Annotated in this window: 9 protein-coding genes; 6 read left to right on the top strand and 3 right to left on the bottom strand. The window is 36.7% G+C overall.

Annotation, left to right across the window (positions count from 1 at the left end; translation table 11 throughout):
* Window positions 1-11: 11 nt before the first annotated feature.
* Complete coding sequence (locus tag AC5YC8_RS03455) at window positions 12-3,503, bottom strand: hybrid sensor histidine kinase/response regulator (RefSeq protein WP_496163646.1); 3,492 nt, start codon at window positions 3,501-3,503, stop codon at window positions 12-14.
* Between the two features lie 184 nt (window positions 3,504-3,687).
* On the opposite strand from AC5YC8_RS03455, the gene AC5YC8_RS03450 reads away from it, so the two are divergent.
* The 3 genes from AC5YC8_RS03450 (at window position 3,688) to AC5YC8_RS03440 (ending at window position 7,954) form a co-directional block, all read left to right on the top strand.
* Window positions 3,688-4,020: a DUF485 domain-containing protein gene (locus AC5YC8_RS03450; protein WP_496117193.1), complete on the top strand. Its 333-nt coding sequence runs from the start codon at window positions 3,688-3,690 to the stop codon at window positions 4,018-4,020.
* A gap of 1 nt (window position 4,021) precedes the next feature.
* A complete protein-coding gene (locus AC5YC8_RS03445; protein WP_496117195.1) occupies window positions 4,022-5,731 on the top strand; it encodes a cation acetate symporter in 1,710 nt (569 codons plus the stop codon).
* A gap of 249 nt (window positions 5,732-5,980) precedes the next feature.
* A complete protein-coding gene (locus tag AC5YC8_RS03440) occupies window positions 5,981-7,954 on the top strand; it encodes a glycine betaine transporter (protein ID WP_496163545.1) in 1,974 nt (657 codons plus the stop codon).
* Between the two features lie 48 nt (window positions 7,955-8,002).
* On the opposite strand, the gene omp33-36 is transcribed toward AC5YC8_RS03440, so the two are convergent.
* Window positions 8,003-8,917 (bottom strand): porin Omp33-36, encoded by a 915-nt coding sequence (omp33-36, locus tag AC5YC8_RS03435; RefSeq protein WP_496163544.1) that lies wholly within the window; start codon window positions 8,915-8,917, stop codon window positions 8,003-8,005.
* Window positions 8,918-9,846: 929 nt separating this feature from the next.
* Here omp33-36 and AC5YC8_RS03430 point away from each other — a divergent pair.
* The 3 genes from AC5YC8_RS03430 to AC5YC8_RS03420 all read left to right on the top strand — a co-directional run bounded on the left by AC5YC8_RS03430 (window position 9,847) and on the right by AC5YC8_RS03420 (window position 13,369).
* On the top strand, window positions 9,847-10,569 hold the full coding sequence (locus AC5YC8_RS03430; RefSeq protein WP_496163543.1) for a hypothetical protein: 723 nt from the start codon (window positions 9,847-9,849) through the stop codon (window positions 10,567-10,569).
* Window positions 10,570-10,695: 126 nt separating this feature from the next.
* On the top strand, window positions 10,696-11,553 hold the full coding sequence (locus AC5YC8_RS03425; protein WP_496163542.1) for a GGDEF domain-containing protein: 858 nt from the start codon (window positions 10,696-10,698) through the stop codon (window positions 11,551-11,553).
* Window positions 11,554-11,671: 118 nt separating this feature from the next.
* Window positions 11,672-13,369 (top strand): P-loop NTPase fold protein, encoded by a 1,698-nt coding sequence (locus AC5YC8_RS03420; protein ID WP_496163541.1) that lies wholly within the window; start codon window positions 11,672-11,674, stop codon window positions 13,367-13,369.
* A gap of 28 nt (window positions 13,370-13,397) precedes the next feature.
* Here the strand turns inward: AC5YC8_RS03420 and uvrA are convergent, their stop codons facing one another.
* A complete protein-coding gene (gene uvrA / locus AC5YC8_RS03415) occupies window positions 13,398-16,229 on the bottom strand; it encodes an excinuclease ABC subunit UvrA (protein WP_496163540.1) in 2,832 nt (943 codons plus the stop codon).
* Between the last annotated feature and the right edge of the window lie 163 nt (window positions 16,230-16,392).

Raw genomic sequence — 16,392 nt, 5'->3', positions numbered from 1 at the left:
ATGGCTAGAATTTAAGAATTACTAATTTTTAAACCAGATAACCATGAGCGTAATGAGGCAGGTTTCAATGGTTTTCTTAGTAAAATAATATTTAGCTCTTTGAGTCTTTGCGGTAGTTCAGGATCAGAATCTGCTGTAATAAGTGCAACAGGGGTATTTTCTTGACGATGTTCCAAAATAAAATCTAAACCGACTTTATTGTTATTTAAATGCTGATCGACCAACCAAACTTGAATATTTTCACGTTGAATAATTTCAGCTGCTTGTTCAGGTTCAGTCGCTTTAAAGACTTGATAGCCCCATTTTGTAAGCAAGGTTGTCATACCTTCTAAAATCGCCTCATCATTATCTAGACATAAAATTTTATATGCTTTGGACTTTAATGGAATTGCTTGAGTTGGTGCAGCAATGACTTTCGGTGCTTCTACAATTGGAACTTCAATGATAAAGCATGAACCTTTTCCATAAGTAGAATACACATGGACAGGGTAGTTCAAGAGACTGGTCATACGTTTAACAATAGCAAGACCGAGTCCAAGTCCTTGTTCACCCCATGGAGATGTATGCCCACAACGTTCAAATTCTTGGAAAAGTTTAATACGTTGTTCTTCTGCGATCCCTGGTCCTGTATCCCAAACGCCTATTCGAATATGTTGAGGTTTTTCAGCCGAACGTAAAATTCCGACTACAACGCGCCCTTTAGCCGTATAACGCAGTGCATTACTCACAAAGTTTTGAATAATACGACGAATCCATTGTGGGTCGGTATCAATCCAAAATTGGGCATCATGTACACTGAACTTAATATTACGTTGCGCTGCAATGGATTTAAATTGAAGTTCTAAATCACTGAGTAAGTCATGTAATGGATAAGATTGACGTTTCGGTTGGATGGTTCCACCTTCTAAACGTGCAATATCTAATAATGCTGACAACATGCTTTCTGCACCATGTAATGCTCGATCAAGTTGCTGTAGCGTTTTCCGATCATCATCACATTGCACACTTTGTTCTAAAGCTGTGCTAAATAAGCGTGCCGCGTGCATAGGTTGTAATAAATCATGGCTGGCAGCAGCAATAAATCGGCTTTTTGACATGTTGGCTTGGTCGGCTTGTTCTCGAGCGAGTTGTTGCTCTGAAAGGGCATTTGCCAATTGTTGCGTTCGATCTTGAACACGACCTTCAAGTACTGCTTCGTTTTCACGGAAGGCAGTAATGTCTGCAAATGTTGTAACAAAACCACCACCTTCAATTGGGTTGCCACGCATTTGAATAACGCGACCATCTTTACGAATACGCTCAAATTCATGTGCGCTACCCACACGCATCCAATGCATACGTTTACGAACATGTTCTTCTACAGAACCTGGACCACATTCTCCACGTTCTGCGTTATAACGAATAAGATCTGAAATTGGGCAACCGACATATACAATATCTCGTGGATAGTCGAACAATTTCAAATATTGATTGTTCCATGCAACTAAACACATATTGGCATCAACAACACTAACACCTTGGGTCATGTGATCGATCATGGTCATAATCAAGTTTTGATTAAAACGCTGCCATTGAGATGCTTGGTCTAGAATATTGGCAACTTGCCCAATCGCAAGACCATTATTGACCATAGCTGTGGTTAGTAAAGTACGTGCAGATGCTGCACCAATAGTTCCTGCTAAATATTGTTCGGTGAAGCGCCACCACATACCATTCGCACTACTATTTTCATTGAGCTCTACATTATTCAATGTGCAGAATTGTTCAAAAGCTTTTATGGTTGGCTCTTCGCCAGTAATACGTTTTGCAAGTGTAATTAAGTCACGAACTTTTAAACGAGCAACATCTTGATGAGAAAAACTCACTTCATTGTTTGTGTTTTGAGATGGTAATGGCTTAGTTTCATAATAAAAGAAGCTTTCCGCTTGTATTTGTTCTGCAACACTTGGACGGAATATACGAGAAACCCAAATATATAGAACGATATTCAAGCCCAAAGACCATACAACACCATGTGTGAGAGGTGCTAAAGATTGAAAACCTAGCAGGGCTTCAGGACGTAACCAGTCAATACCTGCTGGGCCAAAAGTTAAGAAAGAATGTACAAAATCATGAAAACTCTGCGGTAAACTTCTTAATATAGTCGGTAATAATAAGGTGTAAGCCCATACAGCAAAGCCTGTAATTAAGCCTGCATAAACGCCTTGTTTACTACCACCTCGCCAATACAGACCGCCAATTAGTGCAGGTGCAAATTGTGCTACAGCACTAAATGCAAGTAAGCCAAAGACAGAAAGTTGGTCAATGTCATTAAAAAAGTGGAAGAATAAAAAGCCGAGCAACATCACCACTAAAATACATACACGACGTGTAAATTTAAGGACTAATGGTAGGCGCTTATCATGGCGAGTAAAGATTTTAAAACGCCATAAAGCAGGCATAATTAAGTCGTTACTAAGCATAATAGACAGTGCAACAGAAGAAACAAGCAACATGCCTGTAGAGGCAGAAAATCCACCTAAAAATGCAAGTAAAGCTAACCAATCTTGGTTATAGCTTAAAGGTAAAGATAAAACAGCAATATCAGGAATTGCTAAATATTGTGGGGCAGCATGCATAGCCCAACTTGCAATAGGAATAATCGCAATAGTGGTTAAAATTAAATAAACCGCAAACCAACGTCTTGCACCTCGAATATGTTTTTCATCTCGAAGTTCAACAACGGCAACGTGAAATTGGCGAGGTAAGCAAATAATAGCAAGCGCTGCAAGTAAGGTTTGAACCCAAAAGGTATCAGGTACACCGTACATTTTAACTTCATTGAATGTATGAGAAACATCTCGTGAAATAATATGAATATTTTCTGGGGAGTCAAAAATAAAGAAACAAGCCACAGCAAGTAGGGCAAAAAGTTTTACAAAAGATTCAAATGCTACAGCAAGCATCAGACCGCCGTGCTGTTCTGTATTGGCAATTTGGCGTGTACCAAAAATCATAGCCAAAATAGCTAAAACACTTGTTAAGAATAAAACGCTGTTTGTGGTACTTGCAACGCCAGCAGCAGGTTCTAAAATTACAGCGGCACTGAGTGCAATTGCACGAAGCTGTAACGCCAAATAAGGAACAATAGCAATAACGGCCAAAATAGTGACTAAAGAGGCAAGTGCTCCAGTTTTACCATAACGGGCTGCAATAAAGTCGGCAATAGATGAAATAGTATGATGCTGTCTTACTCGACCTAAGCGTCGCCAAATGTCATAGCCTAAAGCCACAAAAAGTAAGGGACCTAAGTAGATGGGTAAGAACAGAATACCTTGTCTTACTGCTGCACCTGTAGAGCCATAAAATGTCCATGAAGAACAATAGACACCCAGTGTGAGGCTAAATAAAAACATTCTGCCACGGGTACTTAGGCGACTTGCATGCTTTTCACCAAAAAATGCACACATAAAAAGTAATGCGATATAAAGGGCAAGCACCCCAATAATAAGCCAGCTATTCATATTGCCCACAGCACAAGATCTATAAGTTAATCATACTCTATTCATGAACTTGGCAGTTTAAATTGATTATTTTTTAGCGACCAAAGTCTAAATTACAAGCATGTTTAAGATTGTTACTTTGAAGAGTGAGAATTCGAATTAAAAATGTTGTGTCCAAGGTTGGACATGTTAAGGAGTCTGTTTAATGGATGATAAACAAGTAGAACGTATTCTACAAAATCCAAAATTTAAGGAAATGGTAAGTAAAAAAAGTACATTAAGTTGGACTTTAACTGCCATTATGCTTTTTGTCTATGTAGGTTTCATGCTTTTAGTTGGTTACAACAAAGAATTTCTTCTTAGTTCAATCTCTGGTGGTGTAACCACTTGGGGTATACCTCTAGGTCTGGGCATTATCGTTTTATCCTTTTTATTATGTGGTGTTTATTCATACATCGCAAACAATAAGCTAGATAAATTAAACGAAGAAGCAATTCGTGAAGTTGAAGCAATTGCTCAGGAAAAAGGACAGAATTAAGATGAAATGGAATTCACTTAAAGCACTTGTCGCATCTACGGTACTTATGTCAGGCATGGCATTTGCTGGCCCAGATTTAGGCGAGGCGGAACAACAAGCAACAAACTGGCACGCAATTATCATGTTTGTGATTTTTGTTGGTGCAACATTATTTATTACCAAGTGGGCTGCAAAGCAAACAACCAGTACCAATGACTTCTATACAGCAGGCGGTGGTATTTCGGGCTTCCAAAATGGTTTAGCTATTGCTGGTGACTATATGTCGGCAGCATCATTCCTCGGTATTTCTGCCATGGTGTTCATGTCAGGTTTCGATGGTTTACTTTATTCACTAGGTTTCATGGTTGGTTGGCCAATTGTATTGTTCTTGGTTGCCGAACGCTTACGTAACCTAGGTAAGTTCAACTTATCTGATGTTGTTTCTTTCCGTTTAGCGGAGAAACCTGTACGTACTTTGGCTGCTGTTAGCTCATTAGTTGTTGTTGCTTTCTATTTAATTGCACAGATGGTAGGTGCAGGTCAGCTAATCAAACTATTGTTTGGTTTAAACTATAATATTGCTGTGGTAATTGTGGGTTTACTCATGATGGCATACGTAATGTTTGGTGGTATGTTGGCAACAACTTGGGTGCAAATCATTAAAGCGGTGATGTTGCTTTCAGGTGCAACTTTCATGGCATTTATGGTAATGAAAGGCGTTGGTTTTAGCTTCACTGAAATGTTCTCACAATCTATTCAAGTTTTCGCTAAAGTTCATGATGTAACTTTAGAGCAAGCTAGTGGCATTATGGGACCAGGTAAACTTGCTGCAAATCCAATTGATGCAATTTCTTTAGGTCTTGCATTAATGTTTGGTACAGCAGGTCTTCCACACATTTTGATGCGCTTCTTTACAGTTAAAGATGCAAAAGAAGCACGTAAATCTGTAGTTGTTGCTACAGGCTTTATTGGTTACTTCTATCTTCTAACATTCATTATTGGTTTTGGTGCGATTCTTTATGTATCGAACAACCCTCAATTCCTTGATGTTGCAAAAATGGCAGTTACTGGCAAGTTAGAGCTTGTTGGTGGTAACAACATGGCAGCGGTTCACTTGTCTGATGCGTTAGGCGGTGACTTGTTCATGGGCTTTATTTCAGCTGTAGCATTCGCAACAATTCTTGCAGTTGTAGCTGGTTTGACGTTATCTGGTGCTTCTGCAATTTCTCATGACTTATATGCAAACGTATTCAAGAAAGGTCAAACAACACCTGAATCTGAACTTCGTATGTCTAAAATTGCAACTTTAGGTTTAGCAATTTTTGCAATGATTTTAGGTATTTTGTTCGAGAAACAAAACGTTGCATTTATGGTTGGTCTAGCATTCTCTGTAGCAGCATGTGCAAACTTCCCAGTTCTTGTTCTTTCAATGTTCTGGAAAGGCTTAACAACACGTGGTGCGGTTGTTGGTGGTGTAGTTGGTCTGGTAACAGCGGTAACGCTTATTATTCTATCTAAAGCTGTTTGGGTAGATACATTGGCTATTTCTGAAACTCCAATTAACCCATTCAATGGTCCTGCAATTTTCGCAATGCCATTATCATTCTTCTGCTGCTGGTTGTTCTCTGTGACTGATAATTCAGCACAAGCACAAGCAGAACGTAAAGCATTTGATGCACAGTTTGTACGTTCACAAACTGGTGTTGGTATTTCAGGTGCATCTGACCACTAAAATGAATTGCTTCAAATAAGAAACCCCGAAAGGGGTTTTTTATGATCTAAAATTTAGTTTCAACTTTTATTTAATGTAAAAAAGGTATTAACAATAATAAAACAGATATCTAACAGCTTTATTTTTAACAGTAAATTATTCTGTATTCCTGCTCAAAAAGTTCAAAACGCTCTTTATTCACCCACGGTGAATGTCTTCTTTTGACCATACGGCCTTTCTGTTTTTATAAATAATTAAGATGGGGGAAATATGCCTTCTAAAAAATTAGCATGGTATGGGAATATCAATCCAAATGTATTTGTTAGCACAGTAGCAATTATTGGTTTGTTTCTTATGGTGGTTTTAGTTGCACCAAATTCGTTTGATTTATTAACGAAACAACTTACGCAATGGGTTACAGATTCATTTAGTTGGTTTTATGTATTGTCAGTTGCGATCTTTTTGATCCTTCTGATTTACATTGCTGTATCAGATATGGGGAAAATTAAACTTGGACCCGATCATAGTCAGCCTTTGTATAGTAATGGCTCTTGGTTCGCGATGCTATTTACTGCGGGAATGGGCATTGGGTTAATGTTCTTTGGTGTTGCCGAACCTGTTATGCATTATGTATCTCCTCCTACAGGAGAACCAGAAACGATTCAGGCTGCACAGCAAGCCATGAAAGTAACCTTTTTCCATTGGGGCTTACATGCTTGGGCAATTTACACCATTGTTGGTTTAGCACTTGCTTATTTCTCGTATCGACATCATTTACCTTTAAAAATTCGTTCTGCTTTATATCCTTTAATTGGCAATAAAATTTATGGACCAATTGGAGATGGTGTAGATACATTTGCCACGATTGGTACGGTATTTGGTGTAGCAACGACTTTAGGATTTGGTGTGACCCAAATTAACTCAGGTCTCAATTATTTATTTGGTGTAGAGCAGTCTCCAACAACCCAATTAATTCTAATTGTGGTGGTGAGTACGATGGCATCCTTATCTGTATTTCTAGGTTTAGATAAAGGAATTAAGCGTCTTTCAGAATTAAATATCGTGTTAGCGTTGATACTTTTATTATTTATTTTCTTTGCAAGCTCGACCATTTATTTACTGCAAACAACAATTCAAAATGCAGGACAGTACGTTTCTAATTTATTTACCTTAACTTTTAATCTTTATGCCTATCAGCCGAATGGATGGATTGGTGGATGGACAATCATGTATTGGGCATGGTGGATTTCATGGTCACCATTTGTTGGTATGTTCATTGCCCGTGTGTCTAAAGGGCGCACCATCCGAGAATTTATTATAGGCGTACTTTTTATTCCGACAGGGTTTACTCTCATTTGGATGGGCTTTATGGGAAATGCTGCATTAAACAGTATTTTAAATGAAGCAAATACAACACTAGTTACAGCAGTTCAACAAGACTCATCCGTTGCATTATTTGAGTTTTTAAATACATTGCCTTTCCCAGGGTTTATGAGCTTACTTGCGACAGTTTTAGTTATGCTATTTTTTGTGACTTCGGCGGACTCGGGTGCTTTGGTGACCGATTATTTAACTGCAAAGTCTGAAAACTCACCAATATGGCAGCGTCTATTTTGGACAGTTTTGATGGCGTTTTTGGCGATTGTACTTTTGTTAAATGGTGGCTTAGGCGCTTTACAGTCTGCAACGATGCTGAGTGCATTACCCTTTACGTTTATTATGCTGTTAATTTGCTGGGGCTTGGTCAAGGCATTGCGATTAGATGTCACCAAAATGCAAGCATTGCAAGATGCTCGAATTACCCCTCGCGCAATTAAAAATCCAAGAAGTTGGCAGCAGCGTTTAGGGTTAATTATGCACTATCCGCATACGCAGCAAGAAGTAGATTGTTATATTGAAGAAGTGGTGCAAAAAGCCTTTTTAAGTTTACAAAAAGAATTTAATCGCCGTGATTTTGATATTTCTATTCAAGAGGTTGATGGTGGGTTGGCGCTATGGGTGAACCACCACGATGAAATTAATTTTGTATATCAAGTTATCTCACGCGAAACAACAACGCCTAGTTTTATGACGGAATCGCAAGCAGATGATCTGCAGAATTATCAAGCAGAAGTTTTCTTGCGTGAAGGTGGGCAAAATTATGATGTTATTAATTGGACACAAGAGGATTTGATTCAGGATATCCTCGATCAATATGAACGCCATTTACACTTTTTAAGTTTAGTGCGAATGGAACAGCCATAAAAAAAGGACGCATAAGCGTCCTTTTTCATATTCAGAATCTAATTTAAATTAGAAACGGAATTTAGCATTTACGCCAACAGATTGAGCATTTTTCTCAGTTGCATCTGTTGTAGCATTAACATAATCAACACCAACAGCAACAGCTGGAGTGATGAAGTAGTTTACGTTAGCACCCCAAGCTTTAGCATTGTTATTTGCATTAGTGTTCACAAAAGAAGCACCAACGCTTAGAGCTGGATTAAGGTAAAGAGTAGTGCCTAAGTTATAAGCAGTATCACGACCATAAACTAAGCCAGCATCAAAACCGATAGACATGTCAGTACCATCGATAGCGCCTACATATTTAGTACGAGCAGTAACAACATCTTTTTTGTTGCCAATAGCATCAGATTCTAAAGCAGCTTTGATAACACCGTTTTCAAGAATGCTGTTAGCATCATAAGAACGTTGAGTGTTAACGCTTGTATAACCTACAGCAACTAAGAAATTAGGAGTAACTACTGCACCAACTTCTAATGCATAACGGTCGCCATTGTCTTTCTCAGAAGAACCTTTAGTATCGTCATGAGTGTGGCTATAAGCAGCGCTAGCATATACAGGCACTACAGAAGTAGGGATGTATGCTTCACCTTTAACGCCATAAGATTGGCTAGCTACACGATTTTTGTTTGTAGCTTTGAACTCACCGTAGTTATACGCAACAGAAACGTTAGATGCTTGGTTTAAAAAAGCAGCTTCAGCTAAAGGACCTTTAGAAGAATCTACATTTTTGAAATAGTAAGTACCAGCAGCAGCGCCAGTGAAGTTTTTGTGAGCTTCTTTAGCATCAACAAATTCAGATTGACCTTGAACTTCTACTTGGTATGCTTGAGCACCGGTCATTGCTAATAATAATGCAGTGGCTAAACCGAGTTTTTTCATGATAGTTACCAGTTTTATAAAAAAAGGGAATTCGGTTGTCATTGTATTGTAACAATTTATTAAGTCAATGAACTTAAGTAACATAATTGGATTGTGCAATTGCATTATTTTTTTATGGATAAAAAATGATCTATTGGGTGATTGTTTGTCAACCAAAAAAAAATTTGGTTTTACAATGATCTAATAACTAATTTCATAAGAATATGATGTACTTAAGCAAGGAATTGGTTATTGTAATAATAGATTAAAACTACAATATTTATCTAAATATAAAATCATAAAGTACTAAGCCTTTGTTAACTTTTACATTAATTTCTCATAAATAGAAGGCAAAAAAAGCTTTTAAAAATACTTTACATATCAAGCAATATATTGAATAATTATTCAATAAACTGACTGTATTGGTTGGGTTTAGTCAATTTAACACATGAAATTGATCTTAATTAAGTTTTTAAACACGCTTAATTTTCCACACAAGATTTACTTTTACATGCTCAACTTTCCCCAAGGTTGAGCTTTTTTTTATCAAAAACACATAAGCACCAATATGGTGCAATAATTATTAATTAAATAGATGTAATTTTAATTTTGGCGATAAAAAAATCAGTTTCTATAAGAAACTGATTTTTTTATCGCCAAAATTTGCGGGTAAAGCCATAAATCTGCTGAGGAATTTATTTATTTGCCCTAATGAGGTGCATTATGCACCTATTTGATGCATTTGTAAATAATTGATCTAACTTTTTTATTATATTTGTTGGAAAGATGTTCTTTAGTGTATTGGGTTGAGTTTGTTTTAAGTAGGGGCATACATTAAGTGGTTAAAATAAATAGTTGAAAGATCAATCGAATTAGTCAGCATAAAACATCGAAATTTTACGGTATGTTTATTGTTAACATTTGTATATTATATAATCTTAAATTGAAAAGGTTGGAGAGTTGACCTTTGCGTACTAGAGGATAGGCTTCTAATGAAGCAGAAATTACGTTCGGAGCATATTCGATCTAGATTATTTTGGTCGATGAGCATTATTATTGCTTCTTTATTAATTATTTCTATTCCTTTAACTGTAAATAGTTATTTTAATTATAAAAAATCAGAACTAGCGTTGTCCGAAATTTTAGTTTTGCAAGATGTTGCAGAATTGGCAAATAATATTTCTAAAGAACGTGCACCTGCGAATAAAGCGATGTCTAGTTCGCCTGAAGAGTTAAAGGCAAATTTAATTGAGCTTATTGAATATAGAAAACAAGTAGATCGACAAATTGAAAAAACGATTTATGTATTGAATAGTCATGGTTTCTCAGAGCAATCTAAACAACTCTATATTCATCTTATTAAAAAGTTAGATGAAGGGCGTACGGCTGTAGATCAATATATTGAAGCGCCCGTTTCACAAAGAAGTGAAGAACAGTTAGATCTGGCAATTAAAAAAATGTTTGTTGCTTGGGATTCTACGCATGATGTTTTAAAAAGTATTGTTTATCGTTCCGTTGGTCGTACATCAAATATTTCAGATAACTATACATTAGTACTGCTATTGGCAGATTTAAGAGATCAAGCAGGGCGAGTTGCTTCATCAATTATGGCTGCATTAACTTATCAACAGCCGATCTCTGTGCTTAACGAATCTAATTCGTTACAAAATCAGTATCAAGTTCATTATTTGTGGGATTTAATAAATACTTTATAACCATCGGAACAACGTACCGAGGAGTATTTAAAGTTACATAAAAACGTTCAGTCTGAGTTTATTAATAAAGGTATTCCTATTGTTACTAAATTACTTCAAGAAAGTAGAGAACATCAGCCATATTCATTGGCAGCGACAGAATTGACTAAAGAAATGGTGGGTAAGTTTGCAACGGTTGTAGATTTACAAAGTTATATTTTAAAAAGCAGTTTGGCTTCAGTTGAGCGTAGCTATAAAAAAGAATTTAGAAACTTTTTGTTCACCTTGGTTGTATCAATAATTTCATTATTTTCAGCATTATTTACTTTGATTTATGCTCGTAGAAGGGTTTTTGCACCATTAATTGAAGCAAGACAAAAAATTTTAGAGCTTTCTGATAAGTATAAAAGTATTTCAGATCAGGTGATTGATAATCAGAATGAAGTTTCACTATTTGAAGCAATTCAGAAACTGCAAACAATGTTGCAGCAGCGAGATATTTTAGAATTTCAATTGCGTAATATTGCCAATACTGATGTTTTGACAGGTGTGTCGAATCGTTTGGCATTGAATGAATATCTTCGTTTACTTGAGCTTAGACCTGAGCGTTTAACGCAAACAGGTTTAATTATTATTGATATTGATGATTTTAAAATTGTGAATGATCGTCTGGGACATATTATTGGCGATCAGGTCATTAAGTTTGTTGCGGATACTTTAAAAGAGCACTTAACATCGTCTGAACTTGTTGTGCGTTATGGCGGTGATGAGTTTTTAATTATTGTTGATCATGCGAATTTTAAAGATGTTTTAATTTTGGCAGAGCGAATTCGTCAATCGATTCATCAGTCAGATTGTTATATTAAAGAGTTAAATGAAGTTGTGAATGTATCTGTAAGTGCTGGTGTTGCGGTTGGTGCTAATTCTTGGATGGCGCTTTTAGAGCGTGCAGATAAGTCATTGTTGAATGTGAAAACTCAGGGTAAAAATGCTGTTTTAGGTTGATCTGAAACAGCTTTTAAGTTTGTTGAATTTATTTTAATTAGAAAATCTATTTTAGATGGTTTGGTTTTACAAAGTACTTGAGTTATAACTGTTTTAAGTATTCTGTAAGACCATGATTATGAATGTTAAAGAGCAAGAAAAGCGCTTAGAAGATATTTTTAGAAAAAATAATAATGAGGGTTTTTCTGTCGCCATTACTGGGTGTTGGGGAGTCGGAAAAACTCATTTTTGGAAGAATTTTTTAGAAAAGCAATTATCGGAAGAAAGACTCCATCGGAATGAAAAGATTTTTAATCGTAAATATGCGTATGTTTCGTTGTTTGGTATAGAGTCATTAAGCGATTTAAAAACACAAATTTATAGCAATATTAAAAACAATCACTCTTCAATCGAAGTACCAAAATGGCTTAAAGGATTACCTTCAATTTTTAAAGATACACGCATAAGTCAATTAGGTATTAGTGCTCCAGCCAAGCTGATTGATACTTTAATGTTTAGTCAGGTCAAAGATGCGATTATTTGTTTTGATGATTTTGAGCGAATGTCGAATAAACTTGATATTAAAGATGTAATGGGCTTAGCCAATCAATTAAAGTTGGAACGAAACTGCCAAGTTATATTGATTTTGGATGAGTCTAAAAATGATGAAGAAAATAAGAAAAAATATGCTGAATATAAAGAAAAACTGATAGATGAAACGATAAGAATTATATCGGTTGAGCCTTTGATTCGAGCGAAATCTGAAGAGGCAGAGATTGATAAACCATTAGTTGATTTAATGGTGAAATTTGCTGAGAAGTTAGAAATTCATAATTTTAGATTTTTTCAAAAAGTGATAAAGCTTTATAAGCAATTTATAGAGCAATTATCAAATGAAGTTGCTTATTCGACCAAAGAAATTATTTTAGTTCGAATATTACAAGGCTATTTAATAGAGGATTTTGGAGAAAGTTTAAAAGTTCAATGGAATGATTTTCCGTTAAAACGTCCTATTTCTGTAACATTGAATAAGAAGTACAAGGCTGATGAAGAGCAAATTACAGATCCTGAATTATTTAATAAGATTAGAAGTTTTTCCAATATTTTGGCGTATAGAACGGATGAATGGTTAATTGAGTTTAAAAAATGGTTTGAGCAGAGAGATATTTTAGATTTTGAAAAAATGAAAGTACTAGCAGAATCGGATTTAGTTTCGGAAGACAAATTACAAATTAATGAAGAATTTAATCAACTATGTAATGAGTTTTGGAACTGTAAAGCAGATCATACTTTTGCTCAGAGGTTCTTTGCGTCAAGTATAAAAAATATTGGGCTACAAAATTTAGGGAATTTAGATTTCGCTATAACTGTTTTAGAAAAATTAGAAGCTATTGATGAATCTAAGAAATTAGAGGGAAAAGTAAAAGAATGGATTGTTCAACAACTTGAACAGGATCGGCAAGCCTTTAGAGGAAAAAATGCCTTTGGGCAAGGTCAGCATAGATTTGGAGACTATATTGAGAGCTATTTTCAGATTAATCCATTGGTTGGACTTCCAAATGTGAATGATGCAATGAATGCATCTTTTATTCTTAAAGACTATTCAGAGAAATATGAACTTGTAATAAGTGGGTTAACTAAAGCTGATATAAAACAATTTATTGAGGTCGATTATTTTAAAGATGAGCAATTTCTTAATATACCTCTAATGGCATTTATAGAAGAGTTTCCATCGCACTTGAAGTTGTTGGTAAAAGAAATTTTAGAAGAAAAGAAAGGGTTATCTGAGTTTCATAAGAATTATTATGATTTTTTAATTTCAAGAATTGATAAATAAAAAAGGGCTCTTATGAGCCCTTTCCAAATCATTTCAACATCGCCTTCAAGAATCTCGCTGTATGCGAAACCTTGTTTTTTACAACTTCTTCAGGTGTACCTTCGGCAATAATCATACCGCCACCTGCACCACCTTCAGGACCTAAATCTACAATCCAATCTGCAGTTTTAATTACATCTAAATTATGCTCAATCACCACAATGGTATTTCCCTTATTGCGAAGCTCATGAAGAATATCGAGTAACTTCGCAATATCGTGGAAATGTAAACCTGTCGTTGGTTCATCGAGAACATATAAGGTTTTACCCGTATCACGTTTCGCAAGCTCACGTGCTAATTTCACACGTTGCGCTTCACCACCTGAAAGGGTAGTTGCAGATTGACCTAAACGGATATAACCCAAACCAACTTGATTCAATGTTTCTAAACGACGGTGAATTACAGGAATTGCATCAAAGAAATGCATTGCATCTTCAACGGTCATTTCCAAAACATCAGAAATGTTTTTGCCTTTATAGCCAACTTCCAAAGTTTCACGGTTATAGCGTTTACCATGACAAGCATCGCAAGGCACATACATATCGGGTAAGAAGTGCATGGCTACTTTAATCATGCCATCACCTTCACAGGCTTCACAACGACCACCCTTTACATTAAACGAGAAACGACCTGCTGCATAACCACGTGCTTTCGCTTCAGGTGTTTGGGCAAATAATTCACGAATTGGTGTAAACAAACCTGTATAAGTTGCAGGGTTTGAACGAGGTGTACGACCAATTGGGCTTTGGTCAATATCGACTACTTTATCTAGAAATTGCAGACCATCGATAGAATCGAATTTTTCCGCAGTTAGCGTTGTTGCACCATTCAATTGCGTTGCCGCAAGCGGTAAAAGTGTACGGTTAATTAAGGTCGATTTCCCCGAACCTGAAACGCCTGTTACACAGGTCATAATGCCTAAAGGAATGGTTAAATCGACATTTTTTAAGTTATGACCTGCCGCACCCATCAGCTTAATTTGCTCTTCAGGTTTTGGCGGTTGCACACGAACTTTGGGTACTTCAATTTTTAACTTGCCAGATAAATATTGCCCCGTAAGCGATTTTGGATTTGCCAAAATTTCATCATAAGTACCTTCGGCAATCACGTGACCACCGTGAATACCTGCACCAGGACCAATATCAATAATATGATCGGCAGCACGAATAGCATCTTCATCGTGTTCAACCACTAACACGGTGTTGCCTAAATCACGTAAACGAACAAGCGTTTCTAACAAACGGTCATTATCACGTTGATGCAAACCAATAGAAGGTTCATCGAGAACGTACATTACGCCCATTAAGCCTGCACCAATTTGCGAAGCCAAACGAATACGCTGTGCTTCACCACCTGAAAGCGTTTCGGCAGAACGTGAAAGGCTTAAATAGTTCAAACCAACAGATACTAAAAAGTGCAAACGCTCACGAATTTCTTTGAAAATTTTATCGCCAATTTCGCCTTTAGCACCTTCAAGCTGAACATCTTGATAATAGTTTTCAGCATCACCAATCGACATTTTTGTAATTTGGGCGATGGTTTTATCTAAAATTTTTACATTACGTGAGATTTCGTTTAAACGTGAACCATCACAAACGTCACAAGCTGCATTCGATAAATACTGTGCTAAATCTTCACGGACATAATTACTTTCAGTTTCACGATAACGACGTTCTAAATGAGGCAAAATTCCTTCAAAAGCTTGTACACGTTTATGCGAGCGACCACGCTCATCGATATAGCTTAAGTCGACTTTGTCTTTGCCTGTGCCATATAAAAATTTCTTTTTAGTATCTGCATCAAGTTCATTCCAAGGCGTATCTACAGAAAAAGCAAAATGATCTGCAACTTTTTGAATCATGCTGTAGTAGTAGGGGCGTTGTCTGTCCCAACCACGAATTGCACCTTGGCTAATAGAAACTTCAGGGTTTGGAATAAGTTTTTCAGCACTAAAATGGCTGCGTGTACCTAAGCCATCACAGGTTGGGCAAGCACCAAATGGATTGTTAAACGAGAACAAGCGTGGCTCTAGTTCGCCAACGGCACGGTCACATTCAGGGCATGAATGTTTTGCAGAGAAAGTACGATCTGCTTGCTCGCCTTTCATCCAAGATAAAATGGCAATATCGCCACCTAAACGGAGTGCTGTTTCAAAGCTTTCTGCAATTCGGTTGCCTAAATCATCACGGACTTTAAAGCGGTCTACTACAACTTCAATAGTGTGTTTTTTCTTTTTATCGAGTTCTGGAATAGGGTCAATGTCCATGACTTCGCCATCGACACGTGCGCGAACAAAACCTTGGCTTTGTAATTGTTCAAATAAATTGCTGTATTCACCTTTACGATCTCGCACCACAGGTGCAAGTAACATCAGTGCTGTACCTTCTTCAAGCGCTTTTACTGCATCGACCATTTCTGAAATGGTTTGGGCAACCATGGGTAAGTCATGTTCAGGACAAAAAGGCGTACCTACACGGGCATATAAAAGACGCAAATAGTCATAAATTTCTGTAATTGTTCCCACCGTAGAACGAGGGTTATGACTTGTCGATTTTTGCTCAATGGCAATGGCAGGGCTTAAACCTTCAATAGAATCTACTTCTGGTTTTTCCATTTGAGATAAAAATTGACGTGCGTATGCAGATAAAGATTCTACATAACGACGTTGACCTTCGGCATATAAAGTATCGAATGCTAAAGATGATTTTCCTGAGCCTGAAAGTCCCGTGATTACCACAAACTTGTCACGTGGAATATCGAGTGACACATTTTTTAAATTATGGGTGCGCGCGCCTCGAATACGGATATGACTTTGACTCATAAATACTTCTCAAAAAGGGTACGTGAATAAGGGTATATGATAGCGCATGAAAAATGTTCAAGTGCAAAATAAAGTAATTAAAACGTCAATTTATGACGGTGATTGTTTTAAATCTGACATAAATAAAAGCACAGTATAAAACTGTGCTAGAAAAAGGCTGAAA

The organism is Acinetobacter sp. FY731, assembly GCF_059515905.1.
This window is presented reverse-complemented; position numbering and strand designations above follow the sequence as displayed.

Bases quoted from the DNA above. Each gene is read 5' to 3' on its own strand.
- omp33-36 (WP_496163544.1), bottom strand. From the start codon at position 8,917: ATGACAACCGAATTCCCTTTTTTTATAAAACTGGTAACTATCATGAAA.
- AC5YC8_RS03430 (WP_496163543.1), top strand. From the start codon at position 9,847: ATGAAGCAGAAATTACGTTCGGAGCATATTCGATCTAGATTATTTTGG.
- AC5YC8_RS03420 (WP_496163541.1), top strand. From the start codon at position 11,672: ATGAATGTTAAAGAGCAAGAAAAGCGCTTAGAAGATATTTTTAGAAAA.
- AC5YC8_RS03455 (WP_496163646.1), bottom strand. From the start codon at position 3,503: ATGAATAGCTGGCTTATTATTGGGGTGCTTGCCCTTTATATCGCATTA.
- uvrA (WP_496163540.1), bottom strand. From the start codon at position 16,229: ATGAGTCAAAGTCATATCCGTATTCGAGGCGCGCGCACCCATAATTTA.
- AC5YC8_RS03440 (WP_496163545.1), top strand. From the start codon at position 5,981: ATGCCTTCTAAAAAATTAGCATGGTATGGGAATATCAATCCAAATGTA.
- AC5YC8_RS03445 (WP_496117195.1), top strand. From the start codon at position 4,022: ATGAAATGGAATTCACTTAAAGCACTTGTCGCATCTACGGTACTTATG.
- AC5YC8_RS03450 (WP_496117193.1), top strand. From the start codon at position 3,688: ATGGATGATAAACAAGTAGAACGTATTCTACAAAATCCAAAATTTAAG.